The sequence below is a fragment of the Pseudomonas sp. NY8896 genome (genome assembly GCF_039634505.1).
In genome coordinates this window covers 3775357-3794835 of the sequence record NZ_CP132350.1, presented here as the reverse complement: position 1 = coordinate 3794835, position 19479 = coordinate 3775357, and the positions used below count along the sequence as shown (strand labels likewise).

General features: G+C 62.9%; 18 protein-coding genes and 1 pseudogene. 8 read left to right on the top strand and 11 right to left on the bottom strand.

The genetic code is table 11. From position 1 onward, the window contains the following. Window positions 1-6 precede the first annotated feature (6 nt). Together Q9451_RS16960 and Q9451_RS16955 are read left to right on the top strand one after the other, a co-directional pair. On the top strand, window positions 7-606 hold the full coding sequence (locus Q9451_RS16960; RefSeq protein ID WP_012272277.1) for an SAM-dependent methyltransferase: 600 nt from the start codon (window positions 7-9) through the stop codon (window positions 604-606). Then, window positions 603-1301 carry a glycosyltransferase gene (locus Q9451_RS16955; RefSeq protein ID WP_012272278.1) on the top strand — a complete coding sequence of 233 codons (699 nt, stop codon included), beginning with the start codon at window positions 603-605 and terminating at the stop codon, window positions 1299-1301. The genes Q9451_RS16960 and Q9451_RS16955 overlap by 4 nt, the downstream gene beginning before the upstream one ends. Here Q9451_RS16955 and Q9451_RS16950 read toward each other — a convergent pair. The 6 genes from Q9451_RS16950 to Q9451_RS16925 form a co-directional block, all read right to left on the bottom strand. Continuing rightward, on the bottom strand, window positions 1296-2117 hold the full coding sequence (locus tag Q9451_RS16950; RefSeq protein ID WP_012272279.1) for a Ku protein: 822 nt from the start codon (window positions 2115-2117) through the stop codon (window positions 1296-1298). The two genes, Q9451_RS16955 and Q9451_RS16950, sit on opposite strands and share 6 nt — an antisense overlap. Before the next feature lie 88 nt (window positions 2118-2205). Then, window positions 2206-2793, bottom strand: coding sequence for a nucleosidase (locus Q9451_RS16945; RefSeq protein ID WP_012272280.1), 588 nt, complete (start codon window positions 2791-2793; stop codon window positions 2206-2208). A 137-nt stretch (window positions 2794-2930) separates the two neighbouring features. Further along, window positions 2931-3113: a KGG domain-containing protein gene (locus tag Q9451_RS16940; RefSeq protein ID WP_012272281.1), complete on the bottom strand. Its 183-nt coding sequence runs from the start codon at window positions 3111-3113 to the stop codon at window positions 2931-2933. 147 nt (window positions 3114-3260) lie between these two features. Further along, a complete protein-coding gene (locus Q9451_RS16935; RefSeq protein WP_012272282.1) occupies window positions 3261-4544 on the bottom strand; it encodes an MFS transporter in 1284 nt (427 codons plus the stop codon). A 4-nt stretch (window positions 4545-4548) separates the two neighbouring features. Continuing rightward, window positions 4549-5460 carry an aldo/keto reductase gene (locus tag Q9451_RS16930; RefSeq protein ID WP_012272283.1) on the bottom strand — a complete coding sequence of 304 codons (912 nt, stop codon included), beginning with the start codon at window positions 5458-5460 and terminating at the stop codon, window positions 4549-4551. 89 nt (window positions 5461-5549) lie between these two features. Beyond that, window positions 5550-6413: a Dyp-type peroxidase gene (locus Q9451_RS16925; RefSeq protein ID WP_012272284.1), complete on the bottom strand. Its 864-nt coding sequence runs from the start codon at window positions 6411-6413 to the stop codon at window positions 5550-5552. Between the two features lie 184 nt (window positions 6414-6597). On the opposite strand from Q9451_RS16925, the gene Q9451_RS16920 reads away from it, so the two are divergent. Then, window positions 6598-7491, top strand: coding sequence for a bile acid:sodium symporter family protein (locus Q9451_RS16920; protein WP_012272285.1), 894 nt, complete (start codon window positions 6598-6600; stop codon window positions 7489-7491). Between the two features lie 15 nt (window positions 7492-7506). Here the strand turns inward: Q9451_RS16920 and Q9451_RS16915 are convergent, their stop codons facing one another. After that, window positions 7507-7974, bottom strand: a complete 468-nt coding sequence (locus Q9451_RS16915) for a sterol desaturase family protein (protein WP_041166491.1) — start codon at window positions 7972-7974, stop codon at window positions 7507-7509. A 396-nt stretch (window positions 7975-8370) separates the two neighbouring features. On the opposite strand from Q9451_RS16915, the gene Q9451_RS16910 reads away from it, so the two are divergent. Next, window positions 8371-9084 carry an MgtC/SapB family protein gene (locus Q9451_RS16910; protein ID WP_012272287.1) on the top strand — a complete coding sequence of 238 codons (714 nt, stop codon included), beginning with the start codon at window positions 8371-8373 and terminating at the stop codon, window positions 9082-9084. Between the two features lie 17 nt (window positions 9085-9101). Next, on the top strand, window positions 9102-9611 hold the full coding sequence (locus tag Q9451_RS16905; protein WP_012272288.1) for a GNAT family N-acetyltransferase: 510 nt from the start codon (window positions 9102-9104) through the stop codon (window positions 9609-9611). Window position 9612: 1 nt separating this feature from the next. Here Q9451_RS16905 and Q9451_RS16900 read toward each other — a convergent pair whose 3' ends face one another. From Q9451_RS16900 to codB, 4 genes and pseudogenes are all read right to left on the bottom strand, one after another. Then, window positions 9613-10593: a DNA-binding protein gene (locus tag Q9451_RS16900; RefSeq protein WP_012272289.1), complete on the bottom strand. Its 981-nt coding sequence runs from the start codon at window positions 10591-10593 to the stop codon at window positions 9613-9615. 225 nt (window positions 10594-10818) lie between these two features. Continuing rightward, window positions 10819-12060 (bottom strand): cytosine deaminase, encoded by a 1242-nt coding sequence (gene codA, locus Q9451_RS16895; protein ID WP_012272290.1) that lies wholly within the window; start codon window positions 12058-12060, stop codon window positions 10819-10821. Between the two features lie 4 nt (window positions 12061-12064). Then, a pseudogene (locus tag Q9451_RS16890) lies at window positions 12065-13281 on the bottom strand (PucR family transcriptional regulator ligand-binding domain-containing protein). Then, a complete protein-coding gene (gene codB / locus Q9451_RS16885; RefSeq protein WP_012272291.1) occupies window positions 13278-14543 on the bottom strand; it encodes a cytosine permease in 1266 nt (421 codons plus the stop codon). The pseudogene Q9451_RS16890 and the gene codB overlap by 4 nt, the downstream one beginning before the upstream one ends. 490 nt (window positions 14544-15033) lie before the next feature. On the opposite strand from codB, the gene Q9451_RS16880 reads away from it, so the two are divergent. The 3 genes from Q9451_RS16880 (at window position 15034) to Q9451_RS16870 (ending at window position 19447) form a co-directional block, all read left to right on the top strand. Continuing rightward, entirely contained in the window at window positions 15034-15858 is an 825-nt protein-coding gene (locus Q9451_RS16880; protein WP_012272292.1) for a class II aldolase/adducin family protein, read from the top strand. Between the two features lie 10 nt (window positions 15859-15868). Then, window positions 15869-16837, top strand: a complete 969-nt coding sequence (locus tag Q9451_RS16875) for an ABC transporter substrate-binding protein (RefSeq protein ID WP_012272293.1) — start codon at window positions 15869-15871, stop codon at window positions 16835-16837. Between the two features lie 174 nt (window positions 16838-17011). Then, window positions 17012-19447 carry a TonB-dependent receptor gene (locus tag Q9451_RS16870; protein ID WP_012272294.1) on the top strand — a complete coding sequence of 812 codons (2436 nt, stop codon included), beginning with the start codon at window positions 17012-17014 and terminating at the stop codon, window positions 19445-19447. Window positions 19448-19479 lie beyond the last annotated feature (32 nt).

Genomic DNA, 19479 nt, shown 5'->3' with positions numbered 1-19479 from the left:
GCCTTCATGAGCCTCGATTCGCAGTATTTCGCCGAGCTTTACGCCACCAACGAAGACCCTTGGGCCTTCCGCACTCGCTGGTACGAGAAACGCAAGCGCGAGTTGGTCATGGCCAGCCTGCCTCGGCAGTGCTATCAGCGAGTGTTCGAGCCAGCCTGTGCCAATGGCGAGCTCAGTGCGCTGCTGGCCGAACGCTGCGCCGACCTGCTCTGCCAGGACCTGGACCCGACCGCTGTGAACCTGGCCCGCGTGCGGCTTGCACAGGTACCCAATGCCTCGGTGGAACTGGCCCGGTTACCTACGCACTGGCCGAGCGGGCGCTTTGACCTGATCGTGCTCAGCGAAGTGGGCTACTACCTCGACTCCACCGACTGGCTGCATGTGATCGAGCAATCAGCGGCCAGCCTGACCTACGACGGTGGGCTGCTGGCGTGCCACTGGAAGCATCCCATCGTCGGTTGCCCGCAGGATGGCCGTGAAGTGCACCGCATGCTCGCCCGGCACCTGCCGCTGTATCAGCAGTTCCAGCATGAAGAGGCGGACTTCGTGCTGGAATACTGGTCCTGCCAGCCCAGCGTGGTCGACCTCGACGAGACCTGCCCATGATTGCCGTGGTCATCCCTGCGCATAACGAAGCGCGCCGGCTGGGACGCTGCCTGCGGGCGGTGCTGGTCGCTGCCCAGCAGGCGCAGCAGGCGGGGTACCGCGTGGAGGTGCTGGTGGTACTCGACCGCTGCAGTGACGCAAGCGCCGCGGTGGCAAGGCGTTTCGGTGTCCAGGCCTTGATGGTGGATGCCGGGAATGTCGGCATGGCGCGCCGGGTGGGTGCGGCGCACATGCTCGAACGCGGCGCGCAGTGGTTGGCCTGCACCGATGCAGATAGCCGGGTACCGGCACACTGGCTGATGTCGCAGCTGGCCTGCAGCGCCGACGTGGTGTGCGGCACGGTGCACATCGACTACTGGCAACCCTGGCACACAGCCGCCCTGCGCAAGGTGTACCAGAGCCGCTATGAAGCGCGCGAAGGCCACCGGCATGTGCACGGCGCGAATCTGGGGGTATGTTCCGATGCCTACGCGCGGGTGGGCGGCTTCAAACCGTTGGCGGCGCATGAAGATGTGCAACTGGTCAATGACCTTCAGGCCTGCGGCGCACAGATCGTCTGGACCGCCAGGCACAGCGTGGCCACCAGCAGCCGGCTTGACAGCCGCGCCCGCGAAGGGTTTGGTGATTATCTGGCGAGGTTGCAGGCACAGGCCTCGCAAAGCGCCCCCGACAGCCCTCCGGTTAAAACCTCATGACGCCTTGCGCGCTTTCTTCGCCGGCTTCTTGCCTGCCAGGCTGCGCTTGAGCAGTTCGGTAAGGTCGAGGATGTCCGCACCCTTTTCAGCACTCGCAGCGTCGCCGTTCACCACAGACTCGATCTTGCCCTTGCTGGCCTTCTCTTCCACCAGGTCCATGATGGTCTGGCGGAAGGCATCGTGATACGCCTCGGGCTTCCAAGGCTCGCTCATGTCCTCCACCAGACGCTTGGCCATGTCCAGCTCGCGCTTCTCCACCTTGTTGTCCGTCACGCTGCTGTCCAGTTCCAGCGTCTCCAGCCCGCGTACTTCTTCGGGCCAGCGCAGGGTAATCATCACCAGCGCGTCGTCCAGGGGGCGCAGCAGCGCCAGATGCTGGCGGGTATGCAGAACCACGGTGGCCAGTGCCACCTTGCCGGTCTTCTGAAGCGTCTCGCGCAGCAAGGCATACACCTTGCCACCACGGCGGTCTGGGGTTAGGTAGTACGGCGTATCGAAATGCTGCAGTGGGATCTCGCCAGCTTCGACGAAGGAAAAGATATCGATGGTCTGGGTCGCTTCGGGCCGAGCCTTGCGGATCTCTTCCTCGCTGATTACCACGTAGCGGCCCTTCTCGAATTCCACGCCCTTGACGATGTTGTCCTTGTCGATTTCCTTGCCGGTCACCTTGTTCACCCGCTTATAGCCCACAGGCTCCATGCTGCGCTTGTCGAGCCAGTCGAAATCCACCCGCTCGGTACGCACGGCGGTATGGAGTGCCACGGGGATGTGCACGAGGCCAAAACTGATGGCGCCTTTCCAGATTGCCCGAGCCATGAAGTGCTCCGAAGATTGCCTGCCGATACCAGAAGTGACTGCGGCGGGCGTCAATGGTTTCTCGGCGGGCGCGGGCACCGACCAGCAGTCAAGCCTGGCTGAACAGGACCCGCTTGAACGCCTCGGCCGCGAGGTGCACCTGCACCGACCAATCCCCCGCCGCATCGCTGCCGGCATCGTCGGAAACATACTTCAGACAAACAAACGGAATGCCTTCGTCACGCGCGATCAACGCCAGCACATAGGCTTCCATATCGACCACGTCGTAAGGTGCATCGCCGTGGTTGATTTCGAAGCTGTCACCGCTGCCACAGGCTTCCAGGGCCAGGCCGGGGATCACTGCCCCATGCTCCAGTACTACCGGGATATCCGACAAGGGTGTTTCGTAGCGGGCAAAGCCCAGTGGGGTCACGTCCATGTCGCGTTGCACGAAGCGGTTACAGCACACCACCTGGCCCTTGCCATGGCGCTGGCTGCCAGCTGAGCCAAGGTTGACGATAAGCTTGGGCTTGCGCGTTGCGATCGCTTTGGTGAGCGCAATAGCCGCATTGACCTTGCCAATGCCAGTGAACACGGTGTTCACCTCGTTGAACACATCGCCAGCCTCGGCCTCGAGGGCGAAAACGAACAGCGTGTCATTCAGGGAAATGTCGGGGAATTGCTTGATCAGCATCATTGAGCAGGTGTTTCCGCGTGGCTGCAAGGGGCGCGGCCATTGTCGGCCAACCCCGGCTAATTGCAAGCCTGGCGGTGCTGAGTGCCGCCCTTTTCGCTGATTGCAGTGCCAGGTCGCCCCGGCACTGCGTCGGTCAATTACGAGCGGCCGCCCTTGCGACCCGACTCGCGATCGTGCGGCATGTTGCTGCCCGAAGACTGGCCGCCCTTGCGTCCGGCTTCAGAAGCCTTTTCTCGGTCATTGGCGAAATTACCTGGGTTCTTGTTACCGCCCTGGCTGCCTTGTTGATTGCCGGTACGGCTGTTGTCTTTAGTGGCCATGGTGCTCAAACCTCATGTGACTTCGGAATGCACGGCAAGCTGCCGTACACAGGTTCGGAGTTCGGCGATATCGCGGGATTCGTTTTATTGCGAAGGGTTCGGACCGGTGGCGTTAAATAAGCGGCAACGCCATATTTGGCGCGCCTGTCAGTCGCGCGGCGGGCTATCCATACGAGCCTGGTGGCGACCCAGCCAGCCACCTGTCGCTGCCCAGCCCAGGGCAATCAGCGCGCCGATCAACATCGCCAGTTGCGGGTGCTCGCCGATGACGTCCAGCGCACGCTTGACCCAGCCGCTCAGGGCATCGCCGCCACGATAGACCACGGTGTCGATGAAGTTCTTGGCCTTGTACTTGTCCTCGGCGGGCAGCACGGTGAACAGCATCTCGCGACCTGGCCGCACCAGCGCATACTCGCCGGCACGGCGCACCACCATCACTACAACGAACACGGCGAACACCGGCGCCAGTGCCAACCACAGAAAGCCTGCTGCCATCACCACCGGCACTGCCACCAGCAACACCCCAACGCCTAGCCGACGAGCCAGGCGCCCGGTAATGAACACCTGGGTGAGGATGGCCAGCGCCTGCACAACGGTGTCGATCAGGCCGAAAACCTGGGTTTGCCGGGTGCGGTCGGTAAAGGTTTCACTGACGATGCGCGCCTGTTCGAAGTACAGAAAGGTGCTGACGCTGGCCAGCAGCACCACGAATAACGCGATACCCAACAGGTACGGCGAACGGAGCACGGCGGTGGCGCCGGCAAACGGGTTGCCGCCTAATGGGCGCGAGGCCAGACGTTCTGTTTGCGCCGGCAGCGGTTGGCGCGCCCGCCAGCGTTGCAGGAACAAGGCCGCGACGATACTGCCTATCAGAAATGCCGCGGCCAGCACCAACAAACCGGCATGGCCCAGCGGTGCGACCAACAAGGCGCCGAACAGGGGGCCGCTAAGCCCACCCAGGCTTGCTCCGGCCGCCAGCAGGCCGAACAAGCGCTTGCCTTGCGCGGTTGAAAACAAGTCGGCGAGCACGCTCCAGGCCAGCGAGATCGTCAGCAAGTTGAACACTGATAGCCAAATGTAGAAGGCTCGGGCAGTCCACAGGTCGTCTGGATTGCCGGCAAACAGTGCCGCGAACAGTAGCAGGTTGCTGGCGAAGAAACCGTAGGCCCAGGGCAGGATATGCCTGCGTTGCACCTTGGAGGCCAACCAACCGAATAGCGGCAGGCACGCCAGGGTAGCGATGAAGGTGCCGGTGAACAGCCATTGCAGGTTGTCCACGCCACCGGCAACCCCCATGGTTTCGCGCACCGGGCGCAGCATGAAGTAACCGGTGAACAACAGGTAGAACAACAGCAAGCCGGCGATGACCGCCGGCCCTTCGCCGGGCTGGATGTTCAGCCCTTGGTCCAGGCGCCGCCGCCACGCCTCCATGGTGTCAGGCGAACTGCTTGATCAGCGCCTGTTGCTGCGCGTGAGTGAGCATGGGGTCATGCCCGGCCTTGAGCTGGTCAAGCTGGCGGTCGGGCCGGCCGGTGGCGGGGATGACCGTGGTCACTGCCGGGTGGCTGATGGCGAACTTCAAAAACAACTGCGCCCAGCTGCCGATGCCCGCTTCAGCGGCCCAGCCCGGCAAGGCCTGGTCCTTGACCCGGGCGAACAGGCGGCCATCGTCGAAGGCACGGTTGATCAATACGGCAACGCCCTTGTCCTGGCACAGCGGCAGCAGCTCACGGGCGGCGTCGGGGGCGTTGACCGAATAGTTGATCTGGATAAAGTCCAGCGGCTCGCTACGCACTATTCGCGCGACTTCGTCCTGGCCACTGTTCAGGTAATGGGTGATGCCGACGTAACGCGTTTTGCCTTGCTGCTTCAGCTCACGGGCATAGGGCAGTTGGGTCTGCCAGTCGCGCAGGTTGTGGATCTGCAGCAAGTCGACCTTGTCGGTGCGCAGGCTTCTGAGGCTGCCGGCCCACTGCCTTTCGGCGTCAGCCCGGTTGTCGGCGGCGATCTTGGTAGCGATGAAGCATTGCCGGTGCCAGCCGCCCTCCTCCAGCAATTGGCCAAGAATGCTGTCGGCGCCGCCATAGTTGGGCGAGGTATCGATCACCCGCCCGCCACCGTCGAAAAACGCCTTGAGCACCGCTTTGAGCTGCTGGTACTGAGCCGAGCCAGCCTCCACCTCGAAGCTGCCGGAAGTGCCCGCGCCGATCACCGGTAAGGCTTCACCGGTGGACGGCACTTTGCGAGCCAGCAAGCCCACCGGGGTGGCAGCATGCAGCCAGGGGCTGACGACGGTCAGCAAGCCCAACGTGGCACCTGTGCGTAGGACATCACGACGTGCGTACATGAAAAAGCTCCCGTCATGAATCGGAAACTTTCAAGGCTAGCCGCTCTAACCCACGCCAGCGGGTGTTTCTGTATCTGGATGTTTAGTGATCAGGCCCGCAGCAGTTGGCTCAGGTCGACACCCGTCTCAGCCATCGGCGGGCACCAGTAGTAGCCGCCTGTGAGTGGCCGGCTGAAGCGGTAGAGACCGTCGATAATGCCGTCTTCCAGGCCGCTCATGCGTCGCAGCTGTACTTCGAACGCATCGAAGCTATGGCCCAGGGCGACGAAGGCCAGGCCGGCGCCGCGCTGGTCGGCCCAGGCCACCGAGCGACGGACCATGAACGCCTCGGGTTCGAAACTTTCCTGAGCCGTACGTTTGACGTGTGCGGACTCGGGTGCATCGTCGAGTTCCTCGTTGTCGCTCAGGCGGCGGCCGATGATGTTGTCCTGATCAGCTTGGGGCAGCGACTTGAAATACTCCAGGTCGTGCTTCCACAGCTGGAACGCGGCATAGCTGGAACCATCTGCGGCAATGGCCGCTTGTACGGCAGCTTCGTCCACCGGGTTTTCGGTGCCGTCTTCGTAACCGGTCAGGTCGTGGCCGCCACGGTGCAGGAAACCATCAACGCTGTCGGCCAGGCGCAATGCCGGTGCCAGCGCCTGCTCGAGCGCCTGGGCACGCAACAGCAGGTCGCCACGTTCGTTGCCACGCAACCACAGCCACAGGGCGTGTTGGGTGCTGGGGTTCTCCACGGCGGCATCCAGCAGCGGGAAGGCGCGCAAGCCTGGCACATCACGGCCCATGGCCTTGACCAGCGGGGCGCCAATGCCGAGCAGAAGCTGTTCACCATCGACCTGTGGCAGCAAGGCATCCAGGGCGGCAGGCAACGCCTCGGGCGACTGCAGGGTGAAGAACAGGTGGCGGGCGTGGGCCGGCACCGGGGTGGCAAGCAGACCTTGCTGGAACGGCATGACAGGCTAATCCTCGGTTAAAAGCGGCATGCTACTGCGCCCACAGGCCCGCTGCAATGCGGCATGCAGCCTCGCCACGCGCTGCGCTTGGTAACAAACGGTTACCAAGTGCTGGCCCTTTGCGATTAGCTATCAATCAGGGCCGGCCTACACTGCTCGAGATCCTTCGCCCGAGAGACCGCCCATGACCGCCTCGCCCTTGCTCACAGCCTTTCTGCCGCTTGCCCTGGGCATCATCATGCTCGGCCTGGGGTTGTCGCTCACCCTGGCTGATTTCGCTCGCGTGGTGAAGTACCCCAAGCCGGTGGTGGTAGGCCTGGCCTGTCAGATCCTGCTGCTGCCGCTGGTGTGCTTCCTGATCGCCAACGGCTTTGGTCTGGAGTCTGCCTTGGCAGTGGGGCTGATGCTGCTGGCCGCCTCGCCAGGCGGCACCACGGCCAACCTGTTCAGCCACCTGGCTCATGGTGACGTGGCGTTGAATATTACCCTGACGGCGGTCAACTCGCTGATTGCGATCCTGACCATGCCGTTGCTGGTGAACCTGTCGCTGAGCTGGTTCATGGCTTCGGACCAGGCTATCCCATTGCAGTTCGCCAAGGTCATGCAGGTGTTTGCCATTGTCTTGCTGCCGGTGGCGCTGGGCATGCTGATTCGCCATTTCGCCCCGGCATTCGCCGCGCGCATGGAAAAGCCGATGAAACTGGTAGCGGCGCTGTTTCTGGCCTTCACCATCGTCTTGGCATTGGCCAAGGACTGGCAGACCGTGGTCGAGTACGCACCGGTGGTAGGCCTGGCCGCGCTGCTGTTCAACCTGCTGAGCCTGACGGTGGGCTATTGGGTACCACGGCTGCTGAACATCCCCAAGCGCCAGGCGATTGCCATCGGCATGGAGATCGGCATCCATAACGGGACCTTGGCCATTGCCCTTGCATTGAGCCCGTCGCTGCTGAACAACGCGACCATGGCAGTGCCGGCTGCGTTGTACAGCCTGATCATGTTCTTTACTGCGGCTGGGTTCGGCTGGTGGGTCAGCCGAGGGCAGGTGGCGGCGCAACCCAAAGGGGAAACGGCGAATTGAACCCCTGTCGGTTTATCACGGCTGGCTGCGCTTGCGTCGAAGCTGCGCCGTCAACCTCTTCAGGGGCGGCGCATAGAAGAACCCGAACGACACACTCCCCGTGCGCCCCTTCACCGCATGGTGCAACCGATGCGCCCGGTGCAAGCGTTTCAGATAGCGGTTGACCGGCCGTGGCTTGTGCGGCCAATGCCGGTGAAAGAAGCCGTCGTGGGCCAGCACATACAGCACCCCGTACCCTGCCACGCCGCCGCCCACCCACTGCAGCGGCGCAAAACCGCTTTTCCCGAGCGCCACCAGCGCCGTGGCAATCAGCCCCAGGGCCACCAGGTAGAGGTCGTTGGTTTCGAGCATGCCCAGTTGTGGCTCATGGTGCGAGCGATGCAGCCACCAGCCCCAGCCATGCATGATGTACTTGTGAGCCAGCGTGCCAACGCCCTCCATGGCCACCAGGGTGCCGAACAGGACGGCGAAATTGAACAGCATGGAACGGTCCGGGTGATGGCAAAGGGAGGCGCAAGGGTACCGGCTGCTCAGGTATTTTTCCATGCGGGCGTGACCGGCTGCAGGCCATTCGCGGATGAAGCCATTGTCATGTTTTTGCCCTTGACCTGCCCTGCCACGCGGCGTATGGTCCGCGGCGCAATTTTGCCTTCCTCAACAGGAGACCTGCCTTGGACAGTAGCCCCAGTCGCTTGCGACAGGCCCACGTGGCGCGCTAGCCCGGCAGTGTCCTGCACTGTCTGGCCGCTCTGGCAAGACGGTGGTTTCTTGTAACCCCGCACCTCCTTCCCTCCTCGTGGTCCTGCGCATTTTTCTGGTTTTTCAACCGCGCCAACTGATGGCGTTCATGCGGGCGTTTGCCTGCGGAAGAGGTTTGCTATGGATTGGAAAGTATTTTTACTGCGCGTTGCCATTGCCCTGCTGCTGGGGGCGTTGATCGGTGCCGAACGGCAATTGCGCCAACGCCTGACCGGGCTGCGCACCAATGCACTGGTCAGTACCGGTGCCTGCCTGTTCGTGCTGATGACCCAGGCAGTGCCAGGCATGGCGCCTGCCGATGCGTCGCGCGTGGCCGCCTATGTCGTGTCGGGCATCGGCTTTCTGGGTGGCGGCGTGATCATGCGCGACGGTTTCAACGTGCGTGGCCTGAACACCGCAGCCACCTTGTGGTGCACGGCTGCGGTCGGCGTGCTGTGCAGCCTTGGGCTGCTGTTGGAGGCTGCGCTGGGTAGCCTGGTGGTGCTGTGCGCCAATATCCTGCTGCGCGACATCGCCCAGCGCCTGGACCGTCAGGACGTGGTGCCGGCCAGCGAGGTGGAGCAGCACTTCGAAGTACGTATCGTCTGCCGCGCCGAGGACGAGATTCAGGTGCGCAGCCTGATGCTGCATAGCCTGGGCGACCCGCAACTGCGGCTGCAGTCACTGCAGAGCGCAGACCTGGACAACCCTGCACGCCTGGAAGTACGTGCCGAACTGCTGGGCACCACGCAGGCGCCGGCGCAGCTGGAGCGGCTGGTCAGCCGGGTCAGCCTGGAGAAAGGTGTAAGCTCGGTGCGCTGGCAATTACAGCCGCAGGTGTTGGCGGCTGATTAGAACGACAGGAGTGATTCATGCTTATCCGCCCTACCTTTGAGCGCGACATTCAATGGCTGCCAGGCGTCGAGCGATCGGCAGCCCAGGCTTTTGTCGGCTGGCCGGCACTGGCCTGGCTGGCGCAAGGTGATGTGATGGACTGCGCTGCACACAGGGCTTTTGTCGAGGAAGGTGGTAGTTGGGTCGCTGAGGATCCGGCTGGGCGCATTGTCGGTTTTGCCTGCGCCAGGCTTGCGGACCAAGCGCTGCACCTTCATGAAATATCAGTGTGCCGGGAGGGCCAAGGGCAAGGTGTCGGGCGCCGCTTGCTGCGGCAAGTGGTCGATGCCGCACGCTGCGCCGGTGTGCGCGAGCTGACCTTGACCACCTTTGTCGATGTGCCCTGGAATGCGCCGTTTTATGCCCGTTTTGGGTTTGAGCGGCTGCATGAAAGGCTGCTGAACGATCGACTCCGGGGCATTCTGGCCAGTGAGCACACTCACGGTCTCGAAGGGCGTTGTGCAATGCGCCTCTGCGTCGGCCATTAACCTATGGGGCTGGCAAGGCCGCTCTGCACTGGGCCAGCGCCTCGTCCCGTTCTTTCACGCGCTCCTCGAGCCGCTGCAACTGGCGAGCCTGCTCGGCGCACACATCGCGCCTGTGCTCCAGGTTTTGCGCTTGCTCCTCCAGTTGGCGACGCATTTCCTCGCTGGCGCCCTGGGCCTGGGCCAGGATCGTGCGCAAGCCCTGGATCTGCGCTTCACGCTGTTCCAGCAACTCGCCCTGCGCCCGGCACTCGCTGGCGGCCTGGCGGTGCTCGCCCAGCAACCGCTCGTTATCGCGGTGCAGACGGGTTAGCTCGTCCTGCTTGACGATCATGCCTTGCTGTAGCTGGCGTATTTCCACCTGCATCTGCTGCAACTGCGCTTCATGGCGGCGCTGTTCCTGCTCGCGCTGTTCACGGCTGGCATTGCGGTAGTGCTCCAGAGCATCGCGGGCATGGCGGTGCTTGTCTTCCAGCGACTTGACCTGCTCGTCCTTGTCGGTCAGGCGCACCTGCAATTCACCTAGCGACTGGTTAAGGCTGGCGCTGCGCAGTTGTTCCGCTTGCAACGTGCTTTGCGTGGACAGCCGTTTTTCTGTCTCGGCGGCCAAGGCCGCTGCATCGATCTTGTGTTGCTGATGAGCTGCATTCAGCGCCTGCTGGGCGACTTCCAGCTGCGCCTCAAGCGTTTCCCGCTGTTGGGTGAAGGTGCTCTCGGCCTGCTCGATCTTCAAATCGGCCTCGTCCTGCAGCTGGGTTGCCAGTTGCCCGACCAGGCGGCTCAGCACATCGCTCAGCGCAGCGCCGCCTTCGGAGGCCACCGGCTGCTGGCCGTTCAACTCCTTCAGATAGCGGTGAATGGTGGTTTTAGAGCCGGTATTGCCCAGCTCGATACGTATGGCATCGATGCTGGGGTTCTCGCCCCGGGCAATCAGCGCCTGCCGGGCCTGCTGCACTACCACCTTGTTGATACCGCCGCGCGCCATGCTTGCTCCTACGATTTTGTACTGTGTTATGTAATATGTAATTACGTACCAATTATGGCGACTTCAAAGCGCAGCTGCAATCAATTACTAAGGTTGAATAATCACGGCTTATCGCATGTCAGGCATAAAATTGGCAAAACGATCGCGAATAACCGTATGTTCAAAAGCAAAACGCCCCGCCAGGCACGGGGCCTGCGGGGCGTTGCATAGGGGCGTAGTGGCGTATCAGAACGAGCGGTCGACCCGCGCAGGCGTGCGGCGCATCAGCACCTTGCCATTGCGCACCGACACCAGTGCATGCCCTTGGCTGCGCACCATCTCGTAATCATCCGGCGCCGACAGCAGCAACAGGTTTGCGGGGCGCCCCACTTCGATGCCATAGCGTTCGCCCAGGTTCAGCGTGCGGGCGCTGTTGTCGGTGATCAGGTCCAGGCAGCGCTGCAGGTCTTCATAGCCGAGCATGTGGCAGATGTGCAGCCCTGCTTCGAGAATGCGCAGAATGTTGCCGTTGCCCAGCGGGTACCACGGGTCGACGATGGAGTCCTGGCCAAAACACACGTTCATCCCGGCGCGGTCGATCTCGGCCACGCGGGTGACGCCACGGCGTTTCGGGTAGTTGTCGAAGCGCCCCTGCAGGTGAATGCTCTCGGTCGGGCACGACACGAAGTTGATGCCAGACAACTTGAGCAGGCGGAACAGCTTGTAGCAGTAGGCATTGTCATACGAGCCCATGGCCACGGTATGGCTGGCCGTAACCCGCGCCCCCATGTCGCGTACCCGGGCTTCTTCGGCCAACACTTCGAGGAAACGCGATTGCGGGTCGTCGGTTTCGTCGCAGTGCACGTCCACCAGGCAGCCGGTGCGCTCGGCCAGGTCCATCAGGAACTTCACCGACGATACACCCTGGTCGCGGGTGTTCTCGAAATGCGGAATACCGCCGACCACATCGGCACCGATGGCCACCGCTTCGGTCATCAGCGCCCGTCCGTTGGCGTACGACTCGATCCCTTCCTGGGGGAAGGCGACGATCTGCAGGTCGACCTGCTCGCGCACTTCGTCACGCACCTCGACCATTGCCTTGAGCGCAGTGAGTTTCGGGTCGGTGACATCGACATGGGTGCGCACATGCTGGATACCGTGGTCGACCAGCATGCCGATGGTCTTTTTCGCGCGCGTCTTGATGTCGTCATGGGTGGTGGTTTCCTTGCGTTCAGCCCAGCATTCGATGCCTTCGAACAAGGTGCCGCTCATGTTCCACCTGGGTTCACCCGCAGTCAGTGTGGCGTCCAGGTGGATGTGCGGCTCCACGAAGGGCGCCACGACCAGGTTTTGCCCGGCGTCCAGGTCATCGACACCCGCGAGCGCCACTACCTCGGCTTGGGGCACGATGGCGGCAATGCGCGCGCCGTTCAGTTCGATACGGAACAGGCCGGGTTTGCCGCGTAGGCGTGCGTTGATAATGTTCATGCTGTTACTCCTTGCCGTGGGCTTCGCTCATGCGCCATACCAGCATGGCGACCGAAGCATTCATGCGAAAAAGCGGGTCGTCGAGAGACTGCCCGCTCAGTTGTTCGATGCGCTGGATGCGCTGATTGATGGTGTTGCGGTGCAACCCCAAGCGCTGTGCGGCCTTCAGCCCATTGCCGTTTTCCATGAGCAAGGCGTCGAGGGTATGCACCAGGGCATTGGCCTGCTTGCGCCCAGGGGCGATCAGCGGCCCGAGGGTGCGGCTGACGAAGTCGTCGATCAGCGAGCGGTCGACAATACCTTGCAGCAGGCGCAGTACGCCCAGTTCGCTGAAGTTGCAAAAGCCGTTGGCTGGGCGCAGGTGCTGCGCCACATCCAGCGCCTGGCGCGCCTCGTTGAGGGCCTGGCGGTAGTGCGCACACTCTTCGGCGAGGCTCGACAAGCCCATGTACAGGCTCAGTTCACCCGTCGCGGCCTGCAGTTGCCGGTACAGCACCGCCAACGTCTCGGCCAGGTCGGGCGTGTCGGCCAGTAGCACCACGAACAGGTCGCCCGGTAACTGCGCCGTTACGCTGCCTGGCCGCTGACGGCACCAGGCTTCGAGTTGGTCCTCCAGGGCCTGACGGGTAGCCTGCCAGGTACGCTCACCGTGAGCCAGCCCGTGGCGCTCGAACAAGCCATCTACGCCCGCCAGGCGCAAAGCCAGCAGGCGCCGTGGGTGGTCCAGCGCCAGTTGCAGGTGCGCTGCTCGCTGCCTTGCAATCGCCAGGCTCGGGTAGTCGCCTGTGAGCAGTTGGCCAAGGATGTCGTTGCGCGAGCGACGCACCTGGCTCATCTGCACCAGTGCCGTGCCGATCAGGTGGGTGACCACCACCATCTTCAGCGCGTAGGGCTGCTCGATCAGCGGCAAGCCCAGTTGCTCTGCATATGCGATAACGGACGCCGGGATGCTCTGATGAAGCTGCCGCCAGTGAGAATCACCATGCCGGCAATGCCCACGGCCTCGCCGTCCTCTACCAGGCTCAGCAGGTTGGCCTCGCCGCGCGGATGGTTGATGCCCGTGACGAACACCAGTTCACCGCCCATCACCCATTCGGCGATGCCCTCGTTTTCCGCCACGTAAGGCCAGCGCACTCGCCGTTGCAGGTTGCGCGCCCCGGCCCGCACGCTCATTTCGTGCAGGCCGGGTAAATGCAGGATCTCGTCCAGCGCCAGGCTCACGGCTCGACGCCCGCCTGGCCAGGCGCCCGGCGGCGTGCCCCCAGCTCATGGATGACGATATAGCACAGCGCCGAGGCGCCGATACCCACCAGCGGAGCGACCCATGGCGAGGCGTAGGCCAGTACCGCGCCTACGGCATAGGCAAACAGGCCTGTCAGGTTGTAGCGTGGCAGGCTTACCGTGCTCAGTGCCGGGTACTTGCCACGGTGGCGATACCAGAAGTCGGCCATGATGACCCCGCCCACCGGCGGAATGATCGAGCCCAGCAGTACCAGGAACGGGATCAGCATTTCATACATGCCGCCAATCGCCAGCACGATGCCAACCCCGGCTGCCCCCAGTGTTGCCGTGCGCCGACGCTCACTGCGTAGCAGGTGGCAGGCGGCGGCCGACACGTTATAGATAGTCGGCCCCTGGATGGTCCACAGGTTCAAGCACAGCATCACCACCGCCGCGAACGACAGGCCCTGCAGCATCATCACCTCGACGATATCGGCCTGCTGGTAAACCATCGCGCACCAGGCACCGGCCACCACCATCAGGCCGTTGCCAAGCAGGAATGCCACCACGCTGGCGATCACCGCTACCCGGCCGCTGCGTGACAGCCGCGTCCAGTTGGTGGCCTGGGTGGCACCACTGGCGAAGGTGCCGAAGACCATGGTCACCGCCGCTGAAAAGGTCATGGTTTCGTGTGGTATCACGGCGGCCAGGCCGGCAAAGCCACCGGCATCGCGGGTGGCGATGTACATGGACACCAACAGCAGCACGAACATCAATGGCACTGACACCCGCGACAGCACGTCCAGCCCCTTGAAGCCGATGATGGCAGTGACACTGAAGCCCAGCCCGAACAGCACCATCAGCGGTACGCTGAAGCCCTCTGCCAACCCCAGCAGCTTGACCAGCACGATGGCTACCGTGGCCGTGCCCCAGGCATACCAGCCCAGTTCAGCGAAACCCAACAGAAAATCCGAAAGCCGGCTGCCCGCCTCACCGAAACAGAAGCGCCCCATCAACACCGTGTTGAGCCCGCTGCGCGAGGCGATGAACGCCAGCGCTGCGGCATAAAAGGCCAGCAGGCTGTTGCCGAGGGTTGCCACCCACAACATGTCGACAAAGCCGAAGGCCATGCCCAGCTTGCCGCCAGCGAACATCGTGCCGGTAAAAAAGGTGAAGCTGAACAGGACCATCGCGATCGGTAGCAGGCCCTTGCGGGCGGACTGCGGGGCTTCGCTTAGGGGGAATTCACTGGGTGAGCTCATTGCACGGGGCTCCGGATTGTAGTTGGGAGCAGAAAGAGCAATATGCGGGCTGCTTTTTCCAGGGCCGCAACCCAGGAAAAAGCGGGCGGGAAGCCTAGATATTCATGTGCAGCATGAACATTAAAGCGCCTATATGAGGATATTAAAGTGTGCTTGACGACTTATTTTGAGGCATTCATGCACCAAAGCGGGTCTGGGCTGGGAACTAATCACCCAGCCAACCGGGCGTCGCGCATGCATGAGCACGCAAGCGGTGCAATCAAAATGCACCAATCAAATATCAAGCATATTTTTATATTCTGAAAAATAATAATAAAAATAGATCAAAACAGTATTTCTGCCTTACTCACCCCCTTGTTACAGTCCTTCCAGACCCGACCCCTCGCACGGTGGAGGCCCCGATTCATCCACCTGCGAGCAGCCCGAAACGGGGCACCAGTGGCAGTGCGGATGACCGGATTGACGATCACTTCCTCCGTGAGTTAGCGCCATGTCCCAAGTAACCCCGCGCCACAGCATCACCAACCTGCCAAACCATAACCATCGCTTGCAGCTAAGTGCCCCGCCTACCTTCAGCGACCTGTCTGCCGAACGCCTGCACCGCAAGCAACGCCTGGCCGCCTCGTACAGGTTGTTTGCCGAGCTGGGCTTCGAAGTGGGCCTGGCGGGCCATTTCACCGCCCGCGACCCGATCGAGACTGACCACTACTGGATCAACCCGCTGGGCGTGCCGTTTACGCAAATCCGTACCTCAGACTTGCTACGCGTGGATGGCCAAGGCCAGGTCGTCGAAGGCAACGGCCTGCTCAACACCAGCGCGCTCGAGCTGCATTACCAATTGCAGCAGGCACGCCCCGAAGTGATCGGTATCGCCCACCTGCACAGCTTTCATGGCCGGGTCTGGTCATCGCTGGGCCAGCTGTTCCAGCCGATCACGGCCGAAGCCTCGGCCTTCCGTGGCGAGCAGGTGTTGTTCGACCGCAACGCCCTGCGTGATGCCGGCGGTGGCCTGCTGCAAGACCGCGACCTGGTTGCCCGGGCCTTCGTCGAAGCCTTCGCCGGGCATAACCTGCTGGTCTGGCAGAACCATGGGCTGTGGGTCACCGGCCAGTCGGTCGAAAGTGCAGCCTGGCGTTTCATCCTCGCCGACGACACCGCTCGCGCGCACTTGCTCGCTTATGCTGCCGGGCAGCCGCGCGTACCGGAACAGCTCGAAGGGGCCAGCAACCCGGCCCAACGCGAACTGTTCGCCTGGTTGAACTTTGTGCCGCTGTGGGACCGTATCGTCCAGCAGCAGCCCGACCTCCTGGACTGAGGTTCAGTGCATGGCTTACTCCATCAGCCGCCGCACCTTGCTGCAACGCAGCGCCGCTGCAGCCCTGGCCGTGGGGCTCGGCCCACAGCTGGCCAACGCCAGCGAGGCCCTGCGGGTGTGGCGCTACAAAGGCCAGGCGGCGAGCTTCCTCGCCGATGCCGGGCAAGCCGCTACACCTTATCCACTGCAGTGGGTGGATGTGCCTGGTGGGGCCATGGTACTGGAGGCCTTCGCCGGCAACAGCCTGGACTACGCCTTCATGAGCCCGGTATTGCCACTGTTTGCAAGCGCTGCCGGTAACCCGCTGGTATTGATTGCCAGCTATCAAGGCGAGCAGAACCGTAGCAGCGTGATCGTCAAGCGTGGCAGGGGGATCGATACCCTGGCCGACCTCAAGGGCAAACGGGTGAGTTTTGTACGTGCCACCGACACCCATTACCTGCTGCTGAACCTTTTGCGCGATCAGCAACTGACCCTCGCTGACATCCAGGCCCGGCCAATGCCAGCCCGCGATGCCCTGGTGGCATTCCAGAACGGCCATCTCGACGCCCTCGTCGCCGGCGGCATCGGCGCACTGCAGGCCCAGGTCAGCATGAACGGCGTGGTGCTGGCCGAGGCCAACCGCTACCCGTGCAGCAACTACCTGATCGCTACCAGCGCCCAGGTGCTGCAGCAGCCGGGCAAGCAAGCGGCTATTCGCGATTTTCTGCAACGCGAAAAAGCCACGTGGGCCTGGGTCGAGCAGCACCCTCAGGCCTGGGCGGAACGTAACGAGCGCCTGACCGGTATCCCCCGCGCACTCTACTTGCAGCAATACGAGCAACGCCGCTTGCCTAGCCGCCTGCTGCCGGTCAGCGAAGACGCTATCGCGGCCCAGCAGCGTATCGCCGACCTGTTCCATGACAGCGGCCTGCTGCGCCAGCCACTGCAGGTACGTCGCTTTTGGGACGATCGCTTCAACCTTCTGCTCAGCGGCTAGGCCCCGCTGCGGCAAACGCACCGGCGCGCGCCGGACGACTCCAAGGCACATCGACCCCGGGAGCAACGCACCTCCCGCGGACCAGGCTGCGCCTGCACTGCGTGCAACACCCATGAGAGCCCGTTCGATCGCACATCCAGGGCCTGATCTGCCAATCGAACCCAAGGAACAGTCATGAAGTCTGTGTTTACCCCTTTAACGCTGGCCCCCGCCTTGCTCGCCGGCTACCTGCTCATCCCGCTGGCCATGGCGGCCGAGGCTGACGCTGCACTCGACACGGTGATCGTCACCGGCTCGCGGGGCAGCGATGTGCGTACCGTCACCAGTAGCCCGGCACCGATCGACGTGATCGACAGCAAGCAGTTGGAACAGACTGGCGAATCCAGCCTGCGCGGTGCGCTGCAGAAAACCTTGCCATCGTTCTCCCAACGCCCTTCCGGTACGTCCAATGACAGCGTCGCCCGCCCCTACAGCCTGCGCGGTCTGAACGGTTCCAACGTGCTGGTGCTGGTCAACGGCAAGCGCCGCCACAACAGTGCCGTGATCAACCTCGACTCCACCGCCGCCTACGGCACCAACCCCGTCGACCTCGACATGATCCCCATCAGCGCCATCGACCACGTCGAGATATTGCGTGATGGTGCCTCGGCGCAGTATGGCTCCGATGCCATCGCCGGGGTGATCAACATCATCCTCAAGCAGCGCGACAACGGTGGTTCGGTCAGCACCCAGTACGGCCAGTACTACAAGGGCGATGGCGATAACCTGCGGCAAACCCTCAACCAGGGCCTGGCCCTGGGCGACAACGGCGGCTTCTTCAACTACGCCCTGGACGCCAAGTCGGTACAGACTGCCACCCGCTCGCGCGAGGCCACCGGCAACCTGTACTTCGCCGGCGACCCACGCAACGACAGCGCCGACCGCCATGTGCAGAAGAATGGCCTGCCAAAGATCAAGGCCATCAACCTGTCCTACAACGCCGAGCTGCCCGTCAATGACGCCCTGACTCTTTACTCGTTCTCCACGTTCAGCAAACGCGATGCCCGTGGCGGGCAAAACTACCGCCGCCCGAACTCGACCAACATCATCCCCGAGATCTACCCGGACGGTACTGCGCCCTTCTATACCCTGGAAGAAACCGACTACCAGGCTGCCGCCGGCGGCCGTGGCGAGCTGGGCGAATGGCACTGGGACCTGAGCTCTACCTTTGGCCGTGACAAGGGCCAGGCCGGTGCCGACGAAACCCTTAACGCCTCGCTCGGCCCGACCAGCCCGACGCGCTTCGACACTTACACCAACTACTTCGACCAGTGGACCAACAACCTCGACCTGACTCGCGCCTTCGAGGTTGGCCTGGCCAAGCCGCTGCAGGTGTCGTGGGGCCTGGAGCATCGTCATGAGCGCTACAAGACCGAGTCCGATGACCCGCTTTCGTACATCAATGGCGGTTACATCTACCCCAGTGGCCCACTGGCTGGCCAGCCGGGTGCAGTCGGCGCCCAGGGCGCAATCACCCTGACCCCCGAAGACGAAGGCCAGCTCAGCCGCAACAGCTACGCCAGCTACCTCGACCTGGGCCTGAACCCCACCGACAAACTGTGGCTGGGGATGGCCGCGCGTTTCGAGAAGTACGACGACAGCAGCGGCAACACACGCAGCGGCAAGCTTTCCGCACGCTACGACTTCACCTCCACCTTCGCCGTGCGCGGCACCCTCAGCAACGGCTTTCGCGCACCATCGCTGTCGCAGTCGGTCTACGCCCAGACGTCCAACCAGTACACCCTCGTCAATGGCGTGGCGCAGTTCGTCGAGGCCAAGACCGTGCGTGTCGATTCGCCACTGGCCCAGGCACTGGGGGCTGAAGACCTTAGCCCGGAGAAATCGCGCAACATCAGCATCGGCTTTACCTGGCAGCCTCTGCCCCAGGCCAGCCTGACCCTGGATGCCTACCAGATCGAAATCCGCGATCGCATTGCCCTCACCGGCTTCCTCTATGGCAACGGCGTCGACCAGGTACTGCTCGACAACGGCTACAGGCCCGGATACCGGGTCAAGTACTTCACCAACGCCGCCGACACCACCACCCGCGGGGTCGACCTGGTGGCCGACTACCGCGTCGACTACGGCCGCTATGGCCGGGCCAAGTACGGCGTGGGTTTCAACTACAACAAGACCGAGATCGACGACATCAAGGAGACGCCGGCATCGTTGCGGGCTGCGGGCAATAACCTGGAACTGTTCGACCGCGTGGCACAGGGCTACCTGACCGTTGCCAACCCCAAGACCAAATTGATCCTCAGCGCCAACTGGCAGATCGAACGTTTCACCATCAATGCTGCACTGACCCGCTACGACAAGGTCATCGCCCGTGACGCCAACCCTGACTATGACGTGACCTACGGCGCGAAATGGCTCACTGACCTGGAAGTGGCCTATGCCCTGACCGACAACTTCGACATCGCCGTAGGTGCCAACAACCTGTTCGATGTACGCGCCGACAACAACGGCTACCCCGCGGGCGACATCAACGGCTTCCCGAAATTTGGCTCGATCTCGCCGTTCGACCCTTACGGCGGCTTCTGGTACACGCGCATCGCCTACAACTTCTGACCCCACCGACCGTGCGCCCGCCGCGCTTGGCG